This is a genomic window from Phytohabitans sp. LJ34, from assembly GCF_052068095.1.
In the GTDB taxonomy this organism is placed as follows: Bacteria; Actinomycetota; Actinomycetes; order Mycobacteriales; family Micromonosporaceae; genus Phytohabitans.
In genome coordinates this window covers 59722-80585 of record NZ_JBQHDG010000003.1, presented here as the reverse complement: position 1 = coordinate 80585, position 20864 = coordinate 59722, and the positions used below count along the sequence as shown (strand labels likewise).

Annotated in this window: 24 protein-coding genes; 13 read left to right on the top strand and 11 right to left on the bottom strand. The window is 72.2% G+C overall.

All coding sequences use genetic code 11. The annotated features are described in order from the left end of the window. Positions 1-16 precede the first annotated feature (16 nt). Together ACTMTJ_RS05770 and ACTMTJ_RS05765 are read left to right on the top strand one after the other, a co-directional pair. On the top strand, positions 17-1018 hold the full coding sequence (locus ACTMTJ_RS05770) for an aldo/keto reductase (RefSeq protein WP_441215027.1): 1002 nt from the start codon (positions 17-19) through the stop codon (positions 1016-1018). Between the two features lie 37 nt (positions 1019-1055). Further along, positions 1056-1508, top strand: coding sequence for an Lrp/AsnC family transcriptional regulator (locus ACTMTJ_RS05765; protein ID WP_441215026.1), 453 nt, complete (start codon positions 1056-1058; stop codon positions 1506-1508). A gap of 463 nt (positions 1509-1971) precedes the next feature. On the opposite strand, the gene ACTMTJ_RS05760 is transcribed toward ACTMTJ_RS05765, so the two are convergent. After that, on the bottom strand, positions 1972-2373 hold the full coding sequence (locus tag ACTMTJ_RS05760; protein ID WP_441215025.1) for an SRPBCC family protein: 402 nt from the start codon (positions 2371-2373) through the stop codon (positions 1972-1974). An 82-nt stretch (positions 2374-2455) separates the two neighbouring features. Further along, complete coding sequence (locus ACTMTJ_RS05755; protein WP_441215023.1) at positions 2456-2929, bottom strand: peptidase inhibitor family I36 protein; 474 nt, start codon at positions 2927-2929, stop codon at positions 2456-2458. Positions 2930-3171: 242 nt separating this feature from the next. Between ACTMTJ_RS05755 and ACTMTJ_RS05750 the strand changes: the two genes are divergently transcribed. Together ACTMTJ_RS05750 and ACTMTJ_RS05745 are read left to right on the top strand one after the other, a co-directional pair. Continuing rightward, positions 3172-3756: an RNA polymerase sigma factor gene (locus ACTMTJ_RS05750; RefSeq protein WP_441215022.1), complete on the top strand. Its 585-nt coding sequence runs from the start codon at positions 3172-3174 to the stop codon at positions 3754-3756. Beyond that, a complete protein-coding gene (locus ACTMTJ_RS05745) occupies positions 3756-4829 on the top strand; it encodes a hypothetical protein (RefSeq protein ID WP_441215021.1) in 1074 nt (357 codons plus the stop codon). Before ACTMTJ_RS05750 ends, ACTMTJ_RS05745 begins: the two co-directional genes overlap by 1 nt. A 331-nt stretch (positions 4830-5160) precedes the next feature. On the opposite strand, the gene ACTMTJ_RS05740 is transcribed toward ACTMTJ_RS05745, so the two are convergent. Continuing rightward, positions 5161-5787 (bottom strand): hypothetical protein, encoded by a 627-nt coding sequence (locus ACTMTJ_RS05740; RefSeq protein ID WP_441215020.1) that lies wholly within the window; start codon positions 5785-5787, stop codon positions 5161-5163. Beyond that, complete coding sequence (locus tag ACTMTJ_RS05735; RefSeq protein WP_441215018.1) at positions 5784-6290, bottom strand: sigma-70 family RNA polymerase sigma factor; 507 nt, start codon at positions 6288-6290, stop codon at positions 5784-5786. The genes ACTMTJ_RS05740 and ACTMTJ_RS05735 overlap by 4 nt, the downstream gene beginning before the upstream one ends. A 182-nt stretch (positions 6291-6472) precedes the next feature. Here ACTMTJ_RS05735 and ACTMTJ_RS05730 point away from each other — a divergent pair, with 182 nt between their 5' ends. Together ACTMTJ_RS05730 and ACTMTJ_RS05725 are read left to right on the top strand one after the other, a co-directional pair. Then, a complete protein-coding gene (locus ACTMTJ_RS05730) occupies positions 6473-6688 on the top strand; it encodes a hypothetical protein (RefSeq protein WP_441215017.1) in 216 nt (71 codons plus the stop codon). Positions 6689-7081: 393 nt separating this feature from the next. Continuing rightward, positions 7082-7621, top strand: coding sequence for a DUF3455 domain-containing protein (locus tag ACTMTJ_RS05725; RefSeq protein ID WP_441215016.1), 540 nt, complete (start codon positions 7082-7084; stop codon positions 7619-7621). 860 nt (positions 7622-8481) lie between these two features. Here the strand turns inward: ACTMTJ_RS05725 and ACTMTJ_RS05720 are convergent. Beyond that, positions 8482-9297 carry a methyltransferase domain-containing protein gene (locus ACTMTJ_RS05720; RefSeq protein WP_441215015.1) on the bottom strand — a complete coding sequence of 272 codons (816 nt, stop codon included), beginning with the start codon at positions 9295-9297 and terminating at the stop codon, positions 8482-8484. 80 nt (positions 9298-9377) lie between these two features. On the opposite strand from ACTMTJ_RS05720, the gene ACTMTJ_RS05715 reads away from it, so the two are divergent. Next, complete coding sequence (locus tag ACTMTJ_RS05715; RefSeq protein WP_441215405.1) at positions 9378-9842, top strand: DUF5709 domain-containing protein; 465 nt, start codon at positions 9378-9380, stop codon at positions 9840-9842. Continuing rightward, positions 9743-11236 carry a Na+/H+ antiporter NhaA gene (gene nhaA, locus ACTMTJ_RS05710; protein WP_441215404.1) on the top strand — a complete coding sequence of 498 codons (1494 nt, stop codon included), beginning with the start codon at positions 9743-9745 and terminating at the stop codon, positions 11234-11236. The genes ACTMTJ_RS05715 and nhaA overlap by 100 nt, the downstream gene beginning before the upstream one ends. A gap of 615 nt (positions 11237-11851) precedes the next feature. Here nhaA and ACTMTJ_RS05705 read toward each other — a convergent pair. Next, complete coding sequence (locus tag ACTMTJ_RS05705) at positions 11852-12346, bottom strand: DsbA family protein (RefSeq protein ID WP_441215014.1); 495 nt, start codon at positions 12344-12346, stop codon at positions 11852-11854. A gap of 67 nt (positions 12347-12413) precedes the next feature. On the opposite strand from ACTMTJ_RS05705, the gene ACTMTJ_RS05700 reads away from it, so the two are divergent. The 3 genes from ACTMTJ_RS05700 to ACTMTJ_RS05690 are packed head-to-tail and all read left to right on the top strand — an operon-like array spanning position 12414 to position 14333. Then, the gene (locus tag ACTMTJ_RS05700; protein ID WP_441215012.1) at positions 12414-12818 is read left to right on the top strand and encodes a VOC family protein; all 405 of its coding nucleotides are present in this window, start codon (positions 12414-12416) and stop codon (positions 12816-12818) included. Next, entirely contained in the window at positions 12802-13341 is a 540-nt protein-coding gene (locus tag ACTMTJ_RS05695; RefSeq protein WP_441215011.1) for a YdeI/OmpD-associated family protein, read from the top strand. The genes ACTMTJ_RS05700 and ACTMTJ_RS05695 overlap by 17 nt, the downstream gene beginning before the upstream one ends. Then, positions 13341-14333: a helix-turn-helix transcriptional regulator gene (locus ACTMTJ_RS05690; RefSeq protein ID WP_441215010.1), complete on the top strand. Its 993-nt coding sequence runs from the start codon at positions 13341-13343 to the stop codon at positions 14331-14333. Before ACTMTJ_RS05695 ends, ACTMTJ_RS05690 begins: the two co-directional genes overlap by 1 nt. Here the strand turns inward: ACTMTJ_RS05690 and ACTMTJ_RS05685 are convergent. Beyond that, the gene (locus tag ACTMTJ_RS05685; RefSeq protein ID WP_441215008.1) at positions 14266-14625 is read right to left on the bottom strand and encodes a winged helix-turn-helix transcriptional regulator; all 360 of its coding nucleotides are present in this window, start codon (positions 14623-14625) and stop codon (positions 14266-14268) included. The two genes, ACTMTJ_RS05690 and ACTMTJ_RS05685, sit on opposite strands and share 68 nt — an antisense overlap. 88 nt (positions 14626-14713) lie before the next feature. Between ACTMTJ_RS05685 and ACTMTJ_RS05680 the strand changes: the two genes are divergently transcribed. Next, complete coding sequence (locus ACTMTJ_RS05680) at positions 14714-15793, top strand: NAD(P)/FAD-dependent oxidoreductase (RefSeq protein ID WP_441215007.1); 1080 nt, start codon at positions 14714-14716, stop codon at positions 15791-15793. Between the two features lie 294 nt (positions 15794-16087). Here the strand turns inward: ACTMTJ_RS05680 and ACTMTJ_RS05675 are convergent, their stop codons facing one another. Continuing rightward, complete coding sequence (locus ACTMTJ_RS05675; protein WP_441215005.1) at positions 16088-16516, bottom strand: nuclear transport factor 2 family protein; 429 nt, start codon at positions 16514-16516, stop codon at positions 16088-16090. An 89-nt stretch (positions 16517-16605) separates the two neighbouring features. Between ACTMTJ_RS05675 and ACTMTJ_RS05670 the strand changes: the two genes are divergently transcribed. Beyond that, on the top strand, positions 16606-17184 hold the full coding sequence (locus tag ACTMTJ_RS05670; RefSeq protein ID WP_441215004.1) for a TetR/AcrR family transcriptional regulator: 579 nt from the start codon (positions 16606-16608) through the stop codon (positions 17182-17184). A gap of 917 nt (positions 17185-18101) precedes the next feature. Here the strand turns inward: ACTMTJ_RS05670 and ACTMTJ_RS05665 are convergent. From ACTMTJ_RS05665 to ACTMTJ_RS05655, 3 genes are read right to left on the bottom strand one after another with little or no spacing between them, the layout of a single operon-like run. Further along, the gene (locus ACTMTJ_RS05665; protein WP_441215003.1) at positions 18102-18863 is read right to left on the bottom strand and encodes a nucleoside/nucleotide kinase family protein; all 762 of its coding nucleotides are present in this window, start codon (positions 18861-18863) and stop codon (positions 18102-18104) included. A 9-nt stretch (positions 18864-18872) separates the two neighbouring features. Further along, positions 18873-19568, bottom strand: coding sequence for a lysoplasmalogenase family protein (locus ACTMTJ_RS05660; RefSeq protein WP_441215002.1), 696 nt, complete (start codon positions 19566-19568; stop codon positions 18873-18875). Between the two features lie 30 nt (positions 19569-19598). Next, entirely contained in the window at positions 19599-20843 is a 1245-nt protein-coding gene (locus tag ACTMTJ_RS05655; protein WP_441215001.1) for an enolase C-terminal domain-like protein, read from the bottom strand. Positions 20844-20864: the final 21 nt, after the last annotated feature.

Genomic DNA, 20864 nt, shown 5'->3' with positions numbered 1-20864 from the left:
CCACAGGATCGACGGCATGGAGAACCGAAAGCTTGGCACGACCGGCCCCACCGTCTCGGCGCTCGGCCTGGGCGCGATGGGCATGTCCGACTTCTACGGCCCGGCGGACGAGGCCGAGAGCATCGCCACCATCCACGCCGCGCTCGACGCCGGCGTCAACCTGGTCGACACCGGCGACTTCTACGGCTCCGGCCACAACGAGCTGCTGATCGGCCGGGCGCTGCGCGACCGCCGGCGCGAGGACGTGGTGATCAGCGTGAAGTTCGGCGGCATGCGCACCCCGGACGGCGGCTTCCAGCCGGTCGGCGCCGACGTGGGCGCGGCGGCGGTGAAGGACCGGCTGGCGTACACGCTGCGCCGGCTCGGCACCGACTACATCGACGTATACCGGCCCGCGCGCCTCAACACCGGCATCCCGATCGAGGAGACCGTCGGCGCGATCAAGGAGATGATCGACGCGGGGTACGTGCGCCACGTCGGCCTCTCCGAGGTGGGCGCCGAGACGATCCGCCGGGCGGCGGCGGTGCACCCGATCGCCGACCTTCAGATCGAGTACTCCCTGATGTCCCGCGGCGTCGAGGACCGGATCCTGCCGGTCACCCGCGAGCTGGGGATCGCCGTCACCGCGTACGGCGTGCTGTCGCGCGGTCTCCTATCCGGCCACTGGCGGCCGGACCGGGAGCTTGTCGCCGGTGACTTCCGCGGCCACGCCCCGCGCTTCCAGGGCGACAACCTCGACGCCAACCTCCGGCTCGTGGAGGCGCTCCGCGCGGTCGCCGACGAGCTGGGCGGCACGGTGGCGCAGGTGGCGATCGCCTGGGTGCTCAGCCGCGGCGACGACATCGTGCCACTGGTCGGCGCGCGCACCCGCGAGCGGCTGGCCGAGTCGCTCGACGCGCCGGCGCTCAAGCTCGGCCCGGCGGAGCTCGCCCGAATCGAGGCGGCCGTGCCGGCGGCAGCGGTGGCCGGCACCCGCTACGACGAGACGCACATGGCGATCCTCGACAGCGAGACATGATCGGCCAGGGCGCGCATGTGTCGAATAGAATTCGGCCGTGGACGAGGTTGATCGTGCGATCGTCAAGCACCTCCAGCAGGACGCCCGGCAGACCAACCGCGAGCTGGCCAGCAAGCTCGGCATCGCACCGTCCACCTGCCTCGAGCGGGTGCGCGCCCTCCGCGAGCGGGGTGTGATCACCGGCTACCACGCCGAAATCAGCCTGGCCGCGCTCAACCGCCACGTGCAGGCCCTGCTGCACGTACAGATCCGGCCGCTGAGCCGGGCCGTGATCCAGGACTTCAAGGCCTTCGTGGCGGCACAACCCGAGGTGATCTCGGTGTTCGTCGTCTCCGGCGGCGACGACCTGATCGTGCACGTGGCGGTGCCGAGCGTCGACGGCCTGCACGCCTTCCTCATGGACCGCCTCAGCAAGCGCCGCGAGATCGTCGGCTTCCGCAGCTCGGTGATCTTCCAGCACGCCCACAACCAGGTGATCGACCCGCTCTGAGCCACCGCGACCAGGAGTCTGGCGAGTTTCTGGCGACAGATTTGCCCACGCTCGCGTCAGCTGAAGACCGTATGCTCCCGCGGGCACCGCTCCCGGCCGGCGGCTCGCAGACCGAGCCGAACCCCCCGGCCGTCCACTGCCAGGCCCGCGGTGCAAGCCCCCGGGCGAGACCATGATCGGCTTCGCACGGTGGTGGCGACTGTGGGTTTGTCCCCGGCCGCGAACGACGATGACCGGCGGACCGCCGGCCCCGCTTCCCACTGTTTGGGGAGGTAGCTCAGCATGTGGGCGGCGCCATGATCGTTAACCCGAAACCCGCGTGACACGCCGGCACGAACGCGGGTTTCGGGCTAACGATCACCGACGCGCCGTGGACACCGGGTCCGACCAAGCCTTGCTTGGCCGGGCCCCAAGCCAGCCAAATCGCGAAGTCAAGGGTCTGAGTACCACGATCCGGGAGCTGCTACATCTTCGTGGCGTAGTCGGCGCACCACTGGAGGAGGATCTCGCTGCCTTCCTTGGACTGGGCGTGCTCCTCCCGGGTGGTGCAGGTCTGCGAGAAGGTGATGCGGGTGCGGCCGCCCTCGTCGGCCAGGTCCATCGCCATCGGGGAGGGGTGCGGGCCGGCACCGTCCATCGTGGTCACCAGGCGTTTGTTCGGTATCACCTCCACGTACGCGCCGGTCATCGGGGTGCCGCCCGACATCGTGATCTTCCAGGCGCCGCCGGGGCGCACGTCGATCTCGGCCGCGCCGGGCGTGGTCTGGAAGACGCCGGCGTAGTGCTCGGCCTCCGTCCACATGCGCCAGACCTGCTCGACCGGCGCGTCCACCACGCGGGACACCGTGTACTCGTAGCCGCTCATGTCCGTCTCCCTCGCCTCGCATCGCGGTTATTTCCGACGCTGGGTTGGACGGCTCGGGGCGGCCGGACTCATCGGTGGCGGGTCAGCAGGTGCGGTAGACGTAGTCGGCCATGTCTCGGTAGGGCGCGACGTCGGCGATCGTGCGCCGGGTCGTGCTGGCCGTGAAGAGCGGGGTGTCGGTCGAGCCGGTCTCGTTGATGAACGTGACCGAGCCGGTCGACATGCGGTAGTGCACCGAGGCCGTGCGGTTGCGCCACCCCCACGTGCCGAGGTCCTGCGCGCCGCAGTCGCTGAGCTTGCCGCGCGGGTACGTGTAGTTGGTGCCGTCGTAGAAGCAGAACCAGTTCGAGGGGCAGTCCGGCGCGGCGGCGGCGAGGTCGGTCCGGACGACGGTGACGACGAACTTGCCCCCGCTGTACGCGATGTCGGCCGGGCCGATCTGGGTGCCTCCGGGGTGGGCCTTGAGGTAGGCGTCGACGCGGTCCTGTACGTCGGCCGCGCGGGCGGGGGTGGCGGTGGCGGCGAGCGCCACGGCGATGGTGGCTGCGGTCAGCAAGGCCGCTACAGGCCGTGCTCGTGCAAATGCAGAGAGCAACATGTCACCCACGGTAAGCGTCTCATTACCGTCGATGCCAGGCTGTTGTCGCCAAATGGGCAAAGGCACACGCGGCCCGGGTCAGCCGGAACGATGAATTTCCGCGATTGTGGGTCACGGGGAGGCAGTTGGCGACATTAACCAATCGGGTGATCAGCAGCGGGGGGCTTTGACGCAGGCTGCGATCCATCAAGGAGTCCATTGTGGGCACCGAAGGGGTGCGGGACGAAGCATGGCACGACGAGCTCTACCGGCGTTACCGGCAGCGGGTGATGGCGGTGGCGGCGTCGTTGTTGGGATACCAGTACAGGCACGAGGCCGAGGAGGTCGCGCAGGAGACGTTCACGACGGCGTGGGAAAAGCGCCACAGCTTGGGTGACGACCCTTGGCCCTGGCTGTACGTGACCACGCGCAACCACGTCTACAACCGGCAGCGGCTGCACGTGCGGCTGCTGCGGGCGCTGACCAGGCTGGGGGAGCCCGGGCCGCCGCACGACGGTGGCCTGCGCGCCTGGGAGCAGCGGCACGACTTCGCGCCCGCGTGGCGGGCGATCAGCGCCGAAGACCGTGAGTTGCTCCAGCAGCGCTACCTGCACGAGATGAGTGACGACCAGATCGCGGCGGTGCTCGGCATCGCGCCGGCGGCCGCCCGCAAGCGCGTGCAGCGGGCCCGCGGCCGCCTCCGCAAGATCATCGAAGACATGGACAACGATCTTCCAGCGGGCGCAGCCCTGCCGGCGGGTAGGGCCGGGTCTCTGGCGCCCGCCGGCGCCCGGAAGGGGAAGTGATGGGACACATCGAGGAGGAGCACGTCGACGAGGTGGTGCGCCAGGTCGTGCTGGCCGCCAACCCCGTCCGTGATCTCCCGGTGCCGCCGCCCCGGGCCACCTCCGCCGAGCTGCGCGCGCGGGCCGACGCCCGGCACGCCGGCCGCCCGCCCACCAAGCTGCGAATTTGGGCGATGCGGTCCAGCCGGTGGGCGCTGCCCACGGCGGTCGGCACCACCGTGGCGGCGGTCGCCGTGCTGGGCGCCGTCGGTGGCGGCCTGCTGACCTCCGGCGAGGCTGTGGAGGAGGCGCCGCCGATGGTGCCGGCGAGCGCACCGGCCGGCAACCCCGGCACCCCGAGCCCGCTGGCCCTGTCGACGGCGGGGCGGCCGCCCGCGGCGCGCTCCCACCTCGCCGCCCTCGCGAAGGCGGCCGGCCGCGCGCCGGCGACGCCCGCCGTGGGCGCCTACACCTACGTGCACGTGCAGACGTGGACGGCCGGGCGGAGCCGGGGGGCCCGCTCGATCTCCCGTGACGAGCGGCTGTGGTGGGCCGCCGACCGGTCCGGCCGGGCGGAGATCACCGTGCTGCCGCAGCCACCCCCCGTCCCGTTGCCGGCGGCGTCCACTTCGGACACCGCTATCACCACCTACGAGCCAGGGAAGGTGTCCGTCGTGGTTGACGCGCCGTCCGCACAGGCCCCACTTCTCGCGTTCCAGCTCGCCGACCGGCACCCGCTCAAGGAGGGTCCGCGCGGGGTGCTGCGGGCGGTGGCCGATCTCTACCGCTCCCACCACCTCGATCCGGCGCAACGCGCGGCCGCGCTCCAGGTGCTCGCCGACACCGACGGCATCGACTACCGGGGCACCGTCGTCGACCGCAGCGGGCGCAGCGGCGTCGCGGTCAGCGTCGACAGCGACGGCGGCACCACCCGCGACGTGGCCGTCTTCGACCCGGGCGCCGGGCGGCTGCTGAGCTACGAGCGGGTCGCCCTGGTCGGCGCCGCCACCTCACCGTCCCGCTCACCCGCCCTGGTGGCCTACGTGCTCTACCTCAACTCGGGCCGCACCGAAGCGGCCGGCGCCACCCCATAAGCCGAGACATGTCCCGGGTCCGCGTCAGCCACGGACCGCCGCTCCCGCCGGAGACCGCGGCGGCCGGCGGCTCGCGGGGCGAGCCGAGATCCCCGGCCTCCGCTGCCATGTCCGCGGTGCAAGACCCAACCGCGCAACCAACAGCGGACGGGTGAGGCCGCGGGGGTGACTGGTAGCGAAGGGTCAAAATTCCGCCATCGGTCTGCTGCGCCTGGCCGGCTTCACCAACATCGCCGTCGCCTGCCGCCACCACGCCCGCGACAGCAACCGACCACTGAACCTGCTCGGCATCGCTTGACCGACTTGCCGGCACCCTGGGGCTGGTGACGAGTCAGGGCTTGCACGTGACCGTGCCGCCGGGTGCCATCACGCCCGCGCGGATGATCACCCAGCGGCCCTCGCGGTTGGTGGTGCCAGACGGTGCTAGCTGGCCGTCGATGGCGAACACAACCACCGCTCCGTTCGGCAGCTTCGACGGTGTGATCCGGATGGTTCGACCGCCTTCAGCGTCCATGCTGAACCCCTCGCCGCCGTAGCCGGAGCCTGGGGAGGGCCAAGTACAGTCCCCGATCCGCACGATCGCCGGTGCGCGTGCTGCCGTCAGAGCATGTCGCAGTGCCGATGGGTCGACGACGTCGTTGGGGTGGCGAAGCTCCACCGTGATGGTGCCGTGCTTGTCGGTGACGACCGACAAGGCCGCGGCCAGCTGGGATGAGGTGGCCTCGGAGGCCAGCTGGGGTGGGGTGGCTTCGGATGCGGCTGGCGGCGCCGCGCCGCCCAGAACGCCGGCCGCGGCCACTGCGACCAGCCCGGCCGCCACCGCAAGCGTGCCCCCCGCAGCGGCGCGGCGTTGCCGGCGGCGGCTGCGGCCGCGTGCCAAAACCGCCTCCAACGGACGGTTCATCCGCACACCGGCGAAAGAGTCTTTTAAGGCGTCCAGCACCTGGTTGTCAGTCAACGTCCGTCCTCCTGAACATCAACGGTGGCCAGCAGCTCGCGAAGCGAGGCGACAGCACGCGACAGGTGCGCTCTCACAGTGCCCTCCGCAACGTCCAGCACACGCGCGGTCGCCTCGGTGTCCAGGTCAAGGAAAATCCGCAGCACCACCACGTCACGCTGCCGCGCGGGCAACCGGCGCAGCGCGGCGAGGACCTTGGCATCCACGCCGGCGTCCACGTCGACGCCTGCTGCGGCGTCGTGGCCATCCAGCCGTACCTCACGCCGGCGGCGACGCCACCACGACACGTGCGTGTTGTAAGCGGTCCGGACCACCCACGCCTGCGGCGCGGGATGGCGGCTGACCTTGCTCCACGACGCCCACGCCCGCGCGAACGCCTCCGCGACAAGGTCCTCCGCCAGCGCCGCGTCGCCGACCGCCGCCAGCACCGCCCGCACGCACCCGTCCCGGTACGCCGCGTAGAACTCCGCGAAGTCCTCCTGAACCCCTCCCACATCCCACATACGCTTCAGCGTTCCGATCCGCTTACCTCGCCAATCCCACAGTCAGAGTGCCCGCCGATCTGGGCGGCGTTCAAGACGAGCGTGCTCGGGCGACGCGCAAGCATCGGCACCGCCCACCGGGCATGAGCGAGCTTGCCACGCAGCGACACCAGGCCCCCGTGCGTAATAGCACGGAGGTAGCAATGAAGAACCCCGACGTCGGCCCCCCTCGCCCCAGGCGCACCCGCGGCCTCGACGTGTTGCTCGTCGTGCTGGCGTTTGCCCTGCTGGCCCTCGCCATGGCGGTAATCCTGTATCTGACCTCGCAGCCGCCTGCCTACGACTCGAGCCAGGTAGTCAACACGCCCGCGATCCAAGAACATGCCGTTCGACCAGTGACGACTTTGCCGAGTCCCTGACCCGGTGCCCGTCACCAGCTCGAACAAAGCGGCCGGATGCAACACCACCCGCAGCCGCAAGACCCGCTGAACAACGCGCGGCGGGCGACCGACCCGCGCCCGAAGCCTGCGGCCAGTCGACAGCCCTCTCGGGCCGCCACTGCGGCTAATACTCCAACATCACTTGTGTGTTGCGGGGTGAGTCTGCGCTGGTAGTGGGCTCGTCTGGCTCGGGCTTGGACTTTGCGTCGCCATTGGGACCAGGCGATGGCGTGGGCGAAGTCGCGAACGGCACCCAAACCCGCCGGTAACAGGGGCCTAATCCATCCGGTCCTCTTTTAAGCGACAGCTAATGGTGTTCATGTGCGGTAGCCCCATAGGCTCGCTGCGACCACACTCTGGGGGGAGACAAACGTGCGAAAGTCCACAATGGGGCGTGCCCTGGCCTGCGCCGCGCTGCTCGCCGGCGCCCTGATCGCCGGTTCCGGCGCGAGCGCCTCGGCCGTGCCGTCGCTCAAGCCCGCACCACCCGCGCTCGCGCCGCCGGCCGGCAACGTGCTGACCGCCGTCTTCGCCGCCCGCGGCGTGCAGGTCTACCAGTGCACGGCGGGCGCGTGGGCCTTCGTGGAGCCGGCCGCCAGCCTCAACGGGTTCTCCTGGCGTCCCAAGGGCCACCACGACGTGATCCACTTCCGGGGGCCGAGCTGGCAGTCCACGGAGGACGGTTCGCTGGTCGAGGCCCGCGCGGTCGCCAACTCGCCGGTGCCCGGCTCGATCCCCGAGCTGCTGCTCCAGTCGACGCGCAACCGCGGCGACGGCGTCTTCGGCAAGACGTCGTACATCCAGCGGCTGGCCACCCAGGGCGGAGTCGCCCCAGCCGGCGCCTGCGTCGACGGCGCGACGGCGGGCGTGCCCTACCGGGCGGAGTACCGCTTCTACTCGCCCGTTTCGTAACCCCTTACCCGCCCGGGATTCGGGCTACCGCGAAGTCCGTCGTGGTCCGGACCCAATGCCACTCACCCTAAGTTGATCAAAGGGCCGGCCTGGACATTCCGGGGGCGCGGGCGACAGGACCGGCGCGGGTCCACCGCTTCACAGGGTGGGCCGGACTCACCGGCCACCGTCTGTGACGCAGCGTCAGCGGGCTCAGGTAGGAAACTACGAGATCTAGGAGAGTTAAGGCTGATATGGCGCCCTAACTCTCCAAGATCTCGAATTTCAGGCCGCGCGCACGGTGGCGGCGGTTACTCAGCGCGACGAAGCCCTTGTTTCGATCTCCGCCGGCTGTTCGGCAACGGGCATTGTGGACAAACACCGCTACATCCGCCGGGGCAAAGGGGTTACCGCGACAAAACGCGAGGGTGAGCCGCGGGAGCAACGGACCAGACCAGGGTCGACTCACGGTGATTGGCAGTGGATCCGGACCGTTGCTTCGCGGCCTCACCCGTCCGCTGTTGGTCGCGCGGTGTGGTCTTGCGGCGCGGGCATGGCAGCGGAGGTCGGGGGTTTCGGCTCGCCCCGCGAGCCGCCGGCCTCCGCGGTCTCCGGCGGGAGCGGCGGTCCGCGGGTGACGCGGACCCGGGACATGGTTTGGGTTTATGGGGTGGCGCCGCCTGCGTCGGTGCGGCCTGAGTGAGGTAGAGCACGTAGGCCACTCGCGGCCTTTGGACGGGCGACCGTCGCGGGCTTCACCGCCGACCCGCGCCCCGCCCAGCGGCTCGGGCGAGAACGCAAGCCGACGACCGGGCCCTGGTGACCGTTATCACGGCACCGCCCGAACGGCACGACGGGCGGCGACCCCCGGCTTCGAGGGCTTAGTCAAGGCCGCGGGCGGCGACGGCCAGCCAGGTCTGGAAGGGGAAGGTGATGCCGTCGTCGTCGGTGTACGGCGCAAGAGTGCGCTCCAGCTCCGCCGCCATCTCCTCGTGCCGGGCCTCGTCGAGCCCGCTCACCGGCTCGGCCAGCGGTGTGCTCACCACCTCGCGGCGCAGAAACTCGCGCGCCGAGGGAAAGCGCACGTCGACGATGCCGATCCGCACCCGCACCGCGCGAAAGCCCGCCGCGGTCAGGAGCCGGTGCAGGTCGGCGCGGTCCGGGCCGGCGAACGGCTCGCGCAGGATCATGCCCGCGTCGGTGCCGACGTAGCGGTCGAGGACGTCGACCACGGCGACGAACGCCGGGTTGACCTCGATGCCCCGCCACACGGCGACCGCCACGCGGCCTTCCGGCGCGAGCACCCGGCGCATCTCGTGCAGCGCGCCGCGGTGGTCGGTCACGAACTGGAGCCCCTGCTGGCACGTGACGAGGTCGTAGCTGCCGTCCGCGAACGGGAGCTCGACCGCGTCCGCCTGCCGCCACTCGACCTCGCCGGGCCCGGCGGCGGCCGCGGCGGCGAGCATGCCCTCGTTGACGTCGATGCCGGTGACCGCGCCCTCGCCGCCGACCCGCGCGGCGGCCAGCCGGGCGACGATCCCGGTGCCGGTGGCGACGTCGAGCACCCGCTCGCCCGGCTTGACTTCGGCCAGCTCCAACAACTGCTCGGCGCACCCGGTGAAGAACGCGGGTACCAGATACTTCTCGTACGCACTCGCCGGCCCTTCGCCGGCGACCTGCCATCGTGGACCCCCCATGAGCGGCACCCTACCCGGACGAGGTGACCGGTAATCAATGAGCGCCGAGGGGCCCGGTCGGCGCGTTTAAGCTGTGGACCATGACGCAGGACGACTCGCGCGACGACATCCGGCAGGGCGACGAGATCGAGGACGACGGCGTCCTCGACACGTCGGACACGCTCGACGACGACCGCGTGGACGACCCGCTGGACACCGGCATCGCGCCGGCCGACCGCTGGAGTGGTGCCGACCGGTACGGCACGACCGCGGCCGAGGAGCGTGCCGGCGAGTCGCTGGACCAGTACCTTGCGCAGGAGGAGCCGGACGTCGACCCGTACTCCGACGACAGCGACGCCGACGAGGACGAGCTGACCCGCCGCGGCTACGAGCGGGAGGCCCGCGCCGGCCGCCTGGTCGCCGACGACGAGGGCTTCGGCGAGGACGAGGAGCCCGACTCGGTCGGCTGGGACCGGGGCATCGACGGCGGCGGCGCGAGCGCCGAGGAGGCCGCGGTCCACGTGGTCGACGACCCGGACGGGCCCGGCGACGGGCCGCTGCGCTGACCACGGCGTCGCTGCCGCCACGGCCCGGCCCCCGGCCGCGGGTCAGCATCCCGGTACCGCACGTCTCCCAGCCGCTGCAACGCTTCCTCGCCACCGAGGCGGGCGGCGCGATGCTGCTGCTCGTCGCGGCCGTGGCGGCGCTGGTCTGGGCCAACCTGCCCGGCGGCGGCTACGAGTCGTTCTGGCACACCGAGGCGTCGGTGCACGTCGGCGACGCCTCACTGGCGCTCGACCTGCGGCACTGGGTCAACGACGGCGCGATGTCGCTGTTCTTCCTCGCGGTCGGCCTGGAGATCAGCCGCGAGGTCACGGTCGGCGAGCTGCGCAACCCGCGCGCGGTGTTCGTACCCGTGCTGGGCGCGATCGGCGGCATCGCCCTGCCCGCGCTCGTCTTCGTCGCGTTCAACCCGTCCGGGCCGGCCGTGCACGGCTGGGGCATCCCGGTCTCCACCGACACCGCGTTCGTGGTCGGCATCCTGGCCCTCTTCGGCCCGCGCTGCCCCGACCAGCTCCGCCTCTTCCTGCTCACGCTCGCGATCGCGGACGACATCGGCGCGATCACGATCATGGCGGTCTTCTACTCCGAGGGCGTCTCGATGACCGCGCTCGGCCTTTCCGCGCTCTTCGTGGTGCTGCTTGTCGTGCTGCGGTGGGTGGGCGTCTGGCAGCTGCGGCTCTACGTCGTGGCCGGCCTCGGCCTCTGGGCCGCCGTGTACGCCTCGGGCGTGCACCCCACGCTCGCCGGCGTGCTCCTCGGCCTGCTCGTGCCGGCGACGCCGGTAGACCCCCGGCAGCGCGAGTGGCTGCGCTTCTACGGCCGCGCGGTGATCGAGCGCGCCGACGCCGCCCGCGCCCGGCTCGCGGTGCTGGCGACCCGCGCGACCGTGCCGGCCAACGACCGCCTCCAGGACGCGTTGCACCCGATCAGCGCCTACGCGGTGGTGCCGGTCTTCGGGCTGGCCAACGCGGGCGTCCGGCTCGACACGCACACGCTCCGCGAGGCGGCCACCTCACCGGTCACGATCGGCATCGTCGTGGCGCTGCTGGCCGGCAAGACGGTCGGCATCAGCGCCGGCAGCGCGCTCGCGTTGCGCACCCGCCTCGGCGACCTGCCCGGCCGGGTGCGGTACGGCCACCTCATCGGCGGCGGGCTGCTGGCCGGCATCGGCTTCACGATCTCGCTGTTCATCACCGACCTGGCCTTCGAAGACGAGACGCTCCGCGACCAGGCGAAGATCGGCATCCTGGCCGGGTCACTGCTCGCGGCGGCGCTGGGCTCGCTCGCGCTGCGGTACCTGGGCGAGCGGCTCCCGCTGTGCACCGTCGACGAGGACACCGGGCCACCGTCCCTCCCCACCGGCCCCTGGCGAGACCCGACCCTCACCCAACCGTAGGACCCTTTTGCCCCGGTCCGCGTCACCCGCGGGGCCGTCCGCTCCCACGGGCCGCACGCTCCCACGGGCCGCACGCTCCGGCCGGCGGCGAGATCCCCGACCTCCGCTGCCGGCTCCGCGCACCAAGCCCAAACCCCCGGCAGGCGACTCGCGCGCCTCGCCCGTGCCGTCCCGACGGCCATCGACCCACGGGCTGAAGCAGGTCGACGCCGCGGGGCGCCGTCCCAGACGGCCGCGACAATCAGCACCTAACGCTGATGATCGTTCGCCCATTACCCGCACTCTTCCCGGCGTGTCGTGTCGTTTTCGGGCGAACGATCAAGACGCCGCATCGCCAACCGGTGGAAAGGGAGTGGGCCGACGATCACGGCCATGATGGATCTCCTGCCCGCACAGGGTGGGCCGGCCTCGCCGGCCACCGTCTGTGACGCGGCGTCAGCGGGCTCGGGTAAGAAACTTCGAGCCGCGTGCACGGCGGCGGCGGTTACTCACCGCGACGAAGTCCCCGCTTCGATCTTCCGCCGCCTGGTCGGCACCAGGCATAACCCGAGAGTGAGCCGCGGGATCAGCGGACCAGAGGTAGGGCTGGATCACGCGGACGTCGTGGCCACCGCACTAACGGTGGAGGCCGAGCGCGCTGCGCAGGGCGTTGAGCTCCACCCGGCCCTGGTACAGCCGACCGTTGACGAAGAGGGTGGGTGTGCCGCGCACGCCGGCCTCGATGCCGGCGTTGTAGTCGGCCTCCACCGCCTCGCGGTGCGCCTGGGCCGCGTCGCCGGTCACCTCGCCCTCGACGCCGGCCGTCTTCGCGTACACCGCCAGGTCGGCGTCGGTGAGCCGGTCCTGGTGGGCGAAGAGCAGGTCGTGCATCGGCCAGAACTTGTCGCCGGAGGCTTCCGCGGCCAGCGCCGCCGTGAGCGCGAACGGGTGCTTGGTGAACACCGGGAAGTGCCGGTAGACCAGCCGCGCCGCGCCGCCCGAGCCGTCGATCAGCTTGCGGAGGACGGGCTTGGCCGCGCCGCAGTACGGGCACTCGAAGTCGCCGTACTCGATGATTGTCGTGGGCGCTTCGGCCGCGCCGTACACGTGCCGGTCGAGATCGACTGTCACGCCGCCAGCCTAATCTTTTCCGCCTTGAGGAACTGGAGGTTCCGCAAGGGCCGATAGCGTGAGCGTCATGAGCCTTCGCGGATTTGCCACCCTCAACTTCTGGGCCGACGACCTCGCCGCCGCGGCGACCTGGTACACCGAGTTCCTCGGCGTCGCCCCGTACTTCAACCGGCCCGGATATGTCGAGTTCCGGCTCGGCGACCACCAGGCCGAGCTCGGGATCATCGACCGGCGCTACGCCCCGGCCGGAGTCACCGGCGAGCCCGGCGGCGCGATCATGTACTGGCACGTCGACGACCTCGCGGCCACCGTCGAGCGGCTGATCGCGCTCGGCGCGAGGGAGTTCGAGCCGATCACGCCGCGCGGCGACAGCGGCTTCGTCACCGGGTCGGTCGTCGACCCGTTCGGCAACGTGCTCGGCGTCATGTACAACCCCCACTACGTCGACGTGCACGATGCACGAGTTTCCTGACGCCGCCGCCTGGGAGGCGTGGCTCGCCGATCAGCACGCGACGAGCACCGAGGCCTGGCTGCGCATCGGCAAGAAGGGGAAAGGGCTCCCGCTGATCGCCATCGCGGACGCGCTCGACGTCGCCCTCTGCTACGGCTGGATCGACGGGCAGCGCCGCTCGCTCGACGAGGTGTCGTTCCTCCAGCGATACTGCCCGCGCCGCCCGCGCAGCTCCTGGTCCCAGGTAAACGTCGCCAAGGTCGCCGCGCTCACCGCCGCCGGCCGGATGCGCCCACCGGGCATCGCCGAGGTGGAGAAGGCCAAGGCCGACGGGCGGTGGGAGGCGGCGTACGAGTCGCAGCGCACCGCCGAGATCCCGCCCGACCTCGCCGCCGCGCTGGCCGGCGACCCGGTGGCGGCGGCCGCCTTCGCGCGCCTCAGCCGCTCCGACCGGTACTGGATCATCCTTCAGCTCCTCAAGACCCGCACCCCGGAGGGCCGGGCGAAAAACGTGGCCCGGACCGTCGAGCGGCTCAAGGGCTGATGCTGGAAACCTCGGTACGCCTGCTGCGCCTCATGGGACTGCTCCAGTCCCGCCGCGACTGGTCCGGCGCCGACCTCGCGGAGCGGCTCGGCGTCACCACCCGCACCGTCCGCAACGACGTCGAGCGGCTGCGCATCCTCGGATACCGGATCGACTCGAGCACCGGCACGGCCGGCGGTTACCGGCTCGGCGCCGGCCGCGCGCTGCCGCCGCTGGTGCTCGACGACGACGAGGCGGTGGCCGTCGCGGTCGGCCTGCGCGCCGCCGCCGCCGGCTCGGTCACCGGCATCGAGGACACGTCGCTGAGCGCGCTCACCAAGCTGGAGCAGACGCTGCCACCCCGCCTCCGCGGCCGGATCGACGCGTTGCGCGCCGCGACGGTGTCGGCCGCCGGCGGCGGGCCGACCGTCGACGCCGAGGTGCTGACCGCCGTCGCGGGCGCGGTCCGCGACCAGCTGCGGCTCCGCTTCGACTACGCCGACCGAGGGGGTACCGGCTCCGTGCGCGAGGTCGAGCCACACCGCCTCGTCTACACCGGCCGCCGGTGGTACCTGCTGGCCTGGGACCTCGATCGCGACGACTGGCGGACGTTTCGCGCGGACCGCATCCAGCCGCTGCCGCCGGCCGGTCCGCGGTTCGCCCCGCGCGAGCCGCCGGGCGGCGACGCGGCCGCGCACGTGCTGCGCGGCGTGGGCGCGCGGGCGTGGCGGCACCAGGCGCGGATCCGGCTACACGCGCCCCTCGCCACGATGAACGAGCGGATCGAGCCGGGCGGCGGCATGCTCACCCCGGACGGCGACGGCGCCTGCGTGCTGGAGACCGGCACCGACTCGCTGCGCGACCTCGTGATCTACCTGACCAAGCTCGACGTCGGCTTCACCGTGCTCGACCCGCCCGAGCTGCGCGACGTGCTGCGTGACCTGGCTACGCGCTATCTGGCGGCGGCAGATGCTCCTCCGCCCACTCGGCCAGCTGGTGCAGGGCCGGCATGAGCGCCTCGCCGCGCGCGGTGAGCGCGTAGGAGACCGTCACCGGCGGGCCCGGGTCGACCGTGCGCGAGATCAGGCCGCTGTCGGTCAGCTCGGCGAGCCGGTCGGAGAGCACCGAGTCGCTTACCCCGTCGATCGCGCGGGCCAGCTCGCGAAAGCCGGCCGGGCCGGGGCGGAGGCTGCCGAGCACCACGCCGGTCCAGCGCTTGCCGAGCAGCGTGAAGGCGCGGGCCAGCGCCGCGTCGCCGCGCTCGCAGGCGGCGATGTCGACGTGTTGCGCGGATCTCACTGCCACCCGCCCATACTAGCCACTTCGCTGGTGCTAGCTTTTTCGAAGCAGCTATGCCAACCGGTGTAGCACCGAGATGACGAGTGGAGTCCCAATGAGCCCCAGCGTGGTTGTCATCGGCGGCGGGTACGGCGGCTACAAGGTCGCCAAGGCCCTCGACGAGGTCGCTGACGTGACGCTCGTCGACCCGTCCGACGCGTTCCTGCACAACGTCGCGTCCTGGCGCGCGCTGGTCGAGCCGGAGTGGCTGGACCGCATCTTCTTCCCGTACGACCGGCTCCTGCGCCACGGCCGCTTCCTGCGCGACCGGGCCGTCGAGGTCGACGGGCGCCGGGTCACCCTCGCCTCCGGCACCCGACTCGAACCCGACTACCTGGTCCTGGCCACCGGCTCGTACTACCCGTCCCCGGCCAAGTGGGGCGACGCGGACTCGGCCACCGCGCGGGCCGGCATGCGGACGAGCCACGAGGCGCTGCGCGGCGCCGGGCGGGTGCTCGTCGTCGGCGCCGGTCCAGCCGGGCTGGAGCTGGCAGGCGAGATCAAGAGCACGTTCCCGGACAAGCGGGTGACCGTCGCGGACCGCGCGGCGGACGTGCTGCCCGGGCCGTTCGACCAGGAGCTGCGCGAAGAGCTGCGCCGCCAACTCGACAAGCTCGGTGTGGAGCTGGTGCTCGGCAGCCCGCTGCGCGCCCTGCCGCCGGCCGAGCCGGCGACGTCCGCCGCCGTCTCGGTGACGACCGAGGATGGCGAGGAGCTGGCTGCCGACATCTGGTTCCGCTGCTTCGGCGTCGTGCCTGCCACCGGGTACCTGCGCGGCACGCTCGCCGAGGCCCGCGACGAGGCCGGCTACCTGCGGGTCGACGACCAGCTGCGGGTACACGGCCAGGAGCGGGTCTTCGCGGTCGGCGACATCTCCGACGCCGAGCGCAACATGGCGGGCCTGGCCGGCATCCAGGCCGACTTCCTGGCCGCCAACCTCAAGGTGCTGATCACCGGGGACGGCGAGCTGGGCCGTTACCAGGTCAACCCGCCGATGATCGGGGTGCCGCTCGGCCCGGAGGGCGGCGCCGGCCAGCTCCCCGGCGTCGACGGGGTGGCCGGCCCGGAGCTGATCTCCAACATCAAGGGCCGAGCGATGCTGGTCGAGATGCACACGGAAAACTTCGCCGCCTGAACGAGGTGCGGGGGTGCTGCATGCCCACGGCACTCCCGCCCATCCCTTCTCCACCAGCGCCACGGACGCGGTCAGCGTGCCGTCCCGGGCCGGCCTCGACGGTGCGGGTCGCGGTGTTCAGGTGGGCGCCGGCGGCGGGCCGGCCACCGCGGGCGCCGTGGGCGCGGCGGCCACCAGGACGGCCGCCTCTCCGTCGGGCCGCCGCCACGGCCGTCGGGCCGCCGCCACGGCCGTCGGGCCGCCGCCACGGCCGTCGGGCCGCCGCCACGGCCGGTCAGGCCGCCGCCATGGTCGTCAGGCCGGTGTGGAGGCGAGAGTGGCGAGGAGGGGCGCGAGCTGGCCGCGGGCGCGGGCGCTCGCCAGATGGTGGATGTAGTCGCGCGACTCGACGATCTCCCCGTCACGAACGCGCAGGACGAACACGCACGGCACGCCCACCGCCCCCCGATACTCGAACTCGGCCACGATCACCTCCGGGTCGGCCGTCTCGTGGATCGTGATGTTGGCCGGCCGGCGGTCGAACGACACCCCGGAGGAGCCAGCCGCGGCGAAGTGCGCCCGGATCTCCTCGCGGTCACGCAGCGCCGGCGCACCGAGCGGATGGAAGGGATGCGTGACGTGGGTGCGCTCGGCGTAAAGATCGGGCAGCTCCGCCCACCGCCCCTCACACACACCGTGCACGAGCCGGAGGAACACCTCACGCGGACTGAGATCGCTGGTCATGAGAACCTCGCAGGTGGACGCGACAGTTATCCGAAGTCGATACTCCGACTATACGGAGTGCAGACTTCGGTAGTCAACGGAGGCGGGCATTGGACGTTCCGGCACGACGGCGGGCGCCGCGCGCCGACGCCCAGGTCAACCGCACCCGCATCCTCGACGTGGCCGAGGACGTCTTCGGCGCCGGCGGCGAGACCGCCTCGACGGAGGAGGTCGCCCGGCTGGCCGGCGTCGGCATCGCCACCGTCTTCCGCCACTTCCCGACCAAGGCGGCACTGCTCGAGGCGGTGCTCGTGCGCCGGTTCACCCGCCTGCGCCAGCGGGCCGACGCGCTGCTCGACGCCGGCGACCCGGGCCGCGCGTTCTTCGACTTCTTCGGCGACCTGGTGACCGACGCCGCCACGAAGATCGCCATCGGCGACGCCCTACTGGACGCCGCTGGCGACCGTGGGTCGGTGTCCGAAGCCGCACAGGGCCTGCGCCGCGCGGTCGGCGCCCTGCTCGACCGCGCCCAGCGAGCCGGCGCGGTCCGCGACGACGTCGAGCTCCCCGAGGTGTACGCACTGCTGGTCGGCACCTCGCGCGCCGCCGCGCACGCCGCCCTCGACGACGAGGTGCGCGCCCGCGTGCTCGCCATCGTCTACGACGGCCTGGCCCCACTCCCCCGCTGACCCGCGCCGCACGGCGGTCACGCGCCGGCCGAGGATCTTCGACCAGGTCGTCCAGAGACCCTTTCGACGTCGCGGCCGCCGTCCGTCGTGACGTCACTTCGAGGCAGATTTCCCACGTCCGCGTCAGCCGCGGACCGTTTGCTCCCGCGGGCACCGCTCCCGGCCGGCGGCTCGCGGCGCTCGCCGAAACCCCGGCCGTCCACTGCCGACTCCGCGAGACAAGCCCCGCGGCCCCGCTCCGGCGACCAGCTTCGAGATTCAGATTCGGGGTGGCTATGCCCACTGAATCCGTTATTTGGAAAGAGATTTGAGCTACCGCGACGTCCGTCGTGGTCCAGACCGCTGCTCCCGCGGCCTCACCCGTCCGCCGTTGGTCGCGCTCACCCCAGCGCGCAACCGGCCGGCAGGAAAAAGGGTGCGGGTGACGGAGCTCGCGCCAGGCGGTGGTCGACGTTTGTCCACAATGTATGTTCCGGTCGGCGATCCGGGAAAGCAACGGGGGTTGTCGTCGCCGCGGGTAACCGCCACGACGGGTGTGAGCGGCGCGAGATCCGAGATCTAGGAGGCTTAGGGCGCTATTTCAACCCTAAGCCTCCTAGATCTCGAAGTCTCGACCCATGAGCTGGTGACGCTGCGTCAGGATGGCGCAGGTAGGCCCCGCGAAGACCCCGGCGGGGCTTGTCTCGCGGAGCTGGCAGTGGACGGCCGGGGATTTCGGCGAGCGCTGCGAGCCGCCGGCCGGGAGCGGTGCCCGCGGGAGCATACGGTCCGCCACTGACACGGACGCGGGCAAATCTGCCTCGAAGCAACGCACGACGAGCGGCGACCCCGAAAGGTCTCTAGATCTCGAAGCCCCGACCCGGGCTGGTCATGCTGCGTCAAGATAGCGGAGGTAGTGGTCGACGCCTGCCCGCGACTCAGCGCCCAACCCGCCCCGGGCGGAGCTCCAGTAGGGACATGTCGACCACCAGGTCGGCGGCGGAGCGGGAGGCGGCGATGAGCCTGGCGTTGGGGTCGTCCACTATGGAGACCCAGCGGGCGGCCTCCTCGGGCGACTTGCCGAACTCGATGTGCCGGGCGACCAAGCGCGACCGGCGGATCGGCTCGTCCAGCTCGACGTACCACGTCTCGGTCAGCTCCGCGCGCACCGAAGGCCACGGCTCGACGTCGGCGAGCAGGTAGTTGCCCTCGGTCACGACGATCCGCGCCTCCGGGTCGACGCCGATGCTGCCGGCGATCGGCTGCTCCAGGTCGCGGGCGAATCCGGGCGCCCACACCGTGCGCCGGCGGTCGGTGCGCAGGCGGCGGAGCAGCGCCAGGTAGCCGTCGCCGTCGAAGGTGTCGATCGCGCCCTTGCGGCCGCGGCGGCCCAGGCGGTCGAGCGCCACGTCGGCCAGGTGGAAGCCGTCCATCGGGACCAGCGCCGCCGGCACGCCGGCCGCGGTCAGGCCGCCGACCAGGAGCTCGGCGAGGGTGGATTTGCCGGCGGCGGGACAGCCGGCGATCCCCAGGATCACGCGCTCGCCGAGCCGCCCAGGCGGCCGGCCCGCTCCGCGCTCCGCGGATCCGAGCTCCCCGCGTTGCCGGCCCGCCCTGTCCTCCCCGGATCCGAGCTCCCCGGCCCCGGCGTGGGCGGCCTCGGCCAGCGCCACCGCGCGGGCCACCAGGTCGTCGAACACGTGGCTACGTTACGCGGGCACCAGGTCGGCGGGGCGGGACACCGGCGTGGTGGGCTCGGGCCGAGCCGCGCGGGCGGTCCAGCCGGAGACGACGAGTGCCTGGCCGAGCAGGTACGTGGCCATCACCAGCGCGCCGCGGCCGGGCAGGTCGGCGGTCTCGGCGACGCCGACGCCGATCAGCGTGTCGGAGGCGAGCAGCAGGCCGCCGCCGATGCCGGCGCGCCAGCCCCACGACGTGGCCGTCGCGGCCATCAGGGCCATCAGCGCGCCGTAGCCGGCCATCGGCAGGGCCACGCCCCGCTCGCTCAGGCCGGGCCACAGCCAGACCAGCGCGCCCGCGGCCGCGGCGCCGTACCCGGCGAGATGGAGCCACCGGCGACGGCGGCGGAAGGCGCCGGTGCGGATGAACTCGACGGCGTAGATGCCGTACGCCAGCGCGAAGAAGACCATCCCGACCATCAGCGCGACAGTGCCGCCGAACTGGAGGGTGACGTCACCGGCCCAGGCGAGTGCGAGCGACAGCAGCAGCCGGCGGGACACGCGTGCCCCGCGCTCGCGGTGAGCGGCCACCGCGTACAGCGCGAGCACCGGCATCAGCAGGGGCTTGGTGATGTCGCCGACCAGGTCGCCGTGCACCGCCACACCGGCCACGTGGACCGCGCCGAGCACGGCGAAAAGCACCGCCGCCTGCCACGAACGAGACATCACCACACTATGACAGCCGCACGCGCATGATCACGGCGATTCGATCGCACCGTCGGGCCGCCGCACGCGGGTGGCCCAACGCTCGTGCCCGTACCGCTTCGGCGGGTGCTTCGCCGCCTGTTCCTCGTCGATGTCGATCCCCCAGCCCGGCGCGTGCGGCGGCTCGACGTACCCGTCGCGGGCCCGCGGCGTGCCCGGGAAAATCTCGTGCACCACGTCCGGGTACGCGTGGCCCTCCTGGATGCCGAACGCGGACGTGGTCATGTCGAGCGCGAGGTTGGCCGCCTGCCCGATCGGTGACACGTCGGCCGGGCCGTGCCACGCGGTCTGCGTGCCGGTCAGCTCGCACAGCGCGGTCAGCTTGCGGGCCGGGGTCAGCCCGCCGACGGCCGAGACGTGCAGGCGCAGCAGGTCGACCCCGCCGCTCGTGACCAGCCGGGCCGCCTCGGCGACCGAGCCGAGCTGCTCGCCGGCCGCGATCGGCACCGGCGAGGCGGCCCGCACCTCGGGCAGCCGGTCGTAGTGCTCGGGCGCCACCGGATCCTCCACGAAGAACAGGCGGTAGGGCTCCAGAGCGCGGCACAGCGCGATCGCCTGCTTCGGCGTGAGCCGGCTGTGCACGTCGTGCAGCAGCGACACCTCGGCACCCAGCTCCGCGCGGGCGCGGGCGAAGAGCTCGGGCGTGACGGCCAGGTATCGCTGCACGTCCCAGCCGTCCGGGTAGGGCGCGCGTGGGTAGCCGCCGGGTGTGCCGGGTGCGCCGTACGTGCCGAGGCCGGGACCGCCGGTCTGGAGCCGGATGTGGCGGTAGCCCGCGTCGACCAGCGACCGCGCCTGCGCGATGGTCTCGTCGATCGTGGCGCCGGAAGCGTGCGTGTAGAGCGGCACGGCGCCGCGTACCCGGCCGCCGAGCAGCTCGTAGACGGGCACGCCGAGCCGCTTGCCGAGGATGTCCCACAGCGCCATGTCGAGCCCGGAGAGCGCGTTGTTGAGCACCGGACCGTTTCGCCAGTACCCGGACAGGTGCACCATCCGCGTGATGTCTTCGATGTCGCCCGGATGCCGGCCCACGACGAGCGGCGCGAGGTGCTCGACCGCCGCGGCCACCGCCTCGAAGCGCTGGGTGAACGTGGCGCACCCCAGGCCGTACAGGCCGGGCTCGTTGGTCTCGACGCGCACGACGACGAGCGTCACGTCCGGCGCGGTGACGATCGGGCGCACTCCGGTGATCCGCAGGCCGTCGCGCGGTGCCCACGGCGGAAGGTAGTCACTCACGCGGTAGTACCTCCACCGTCG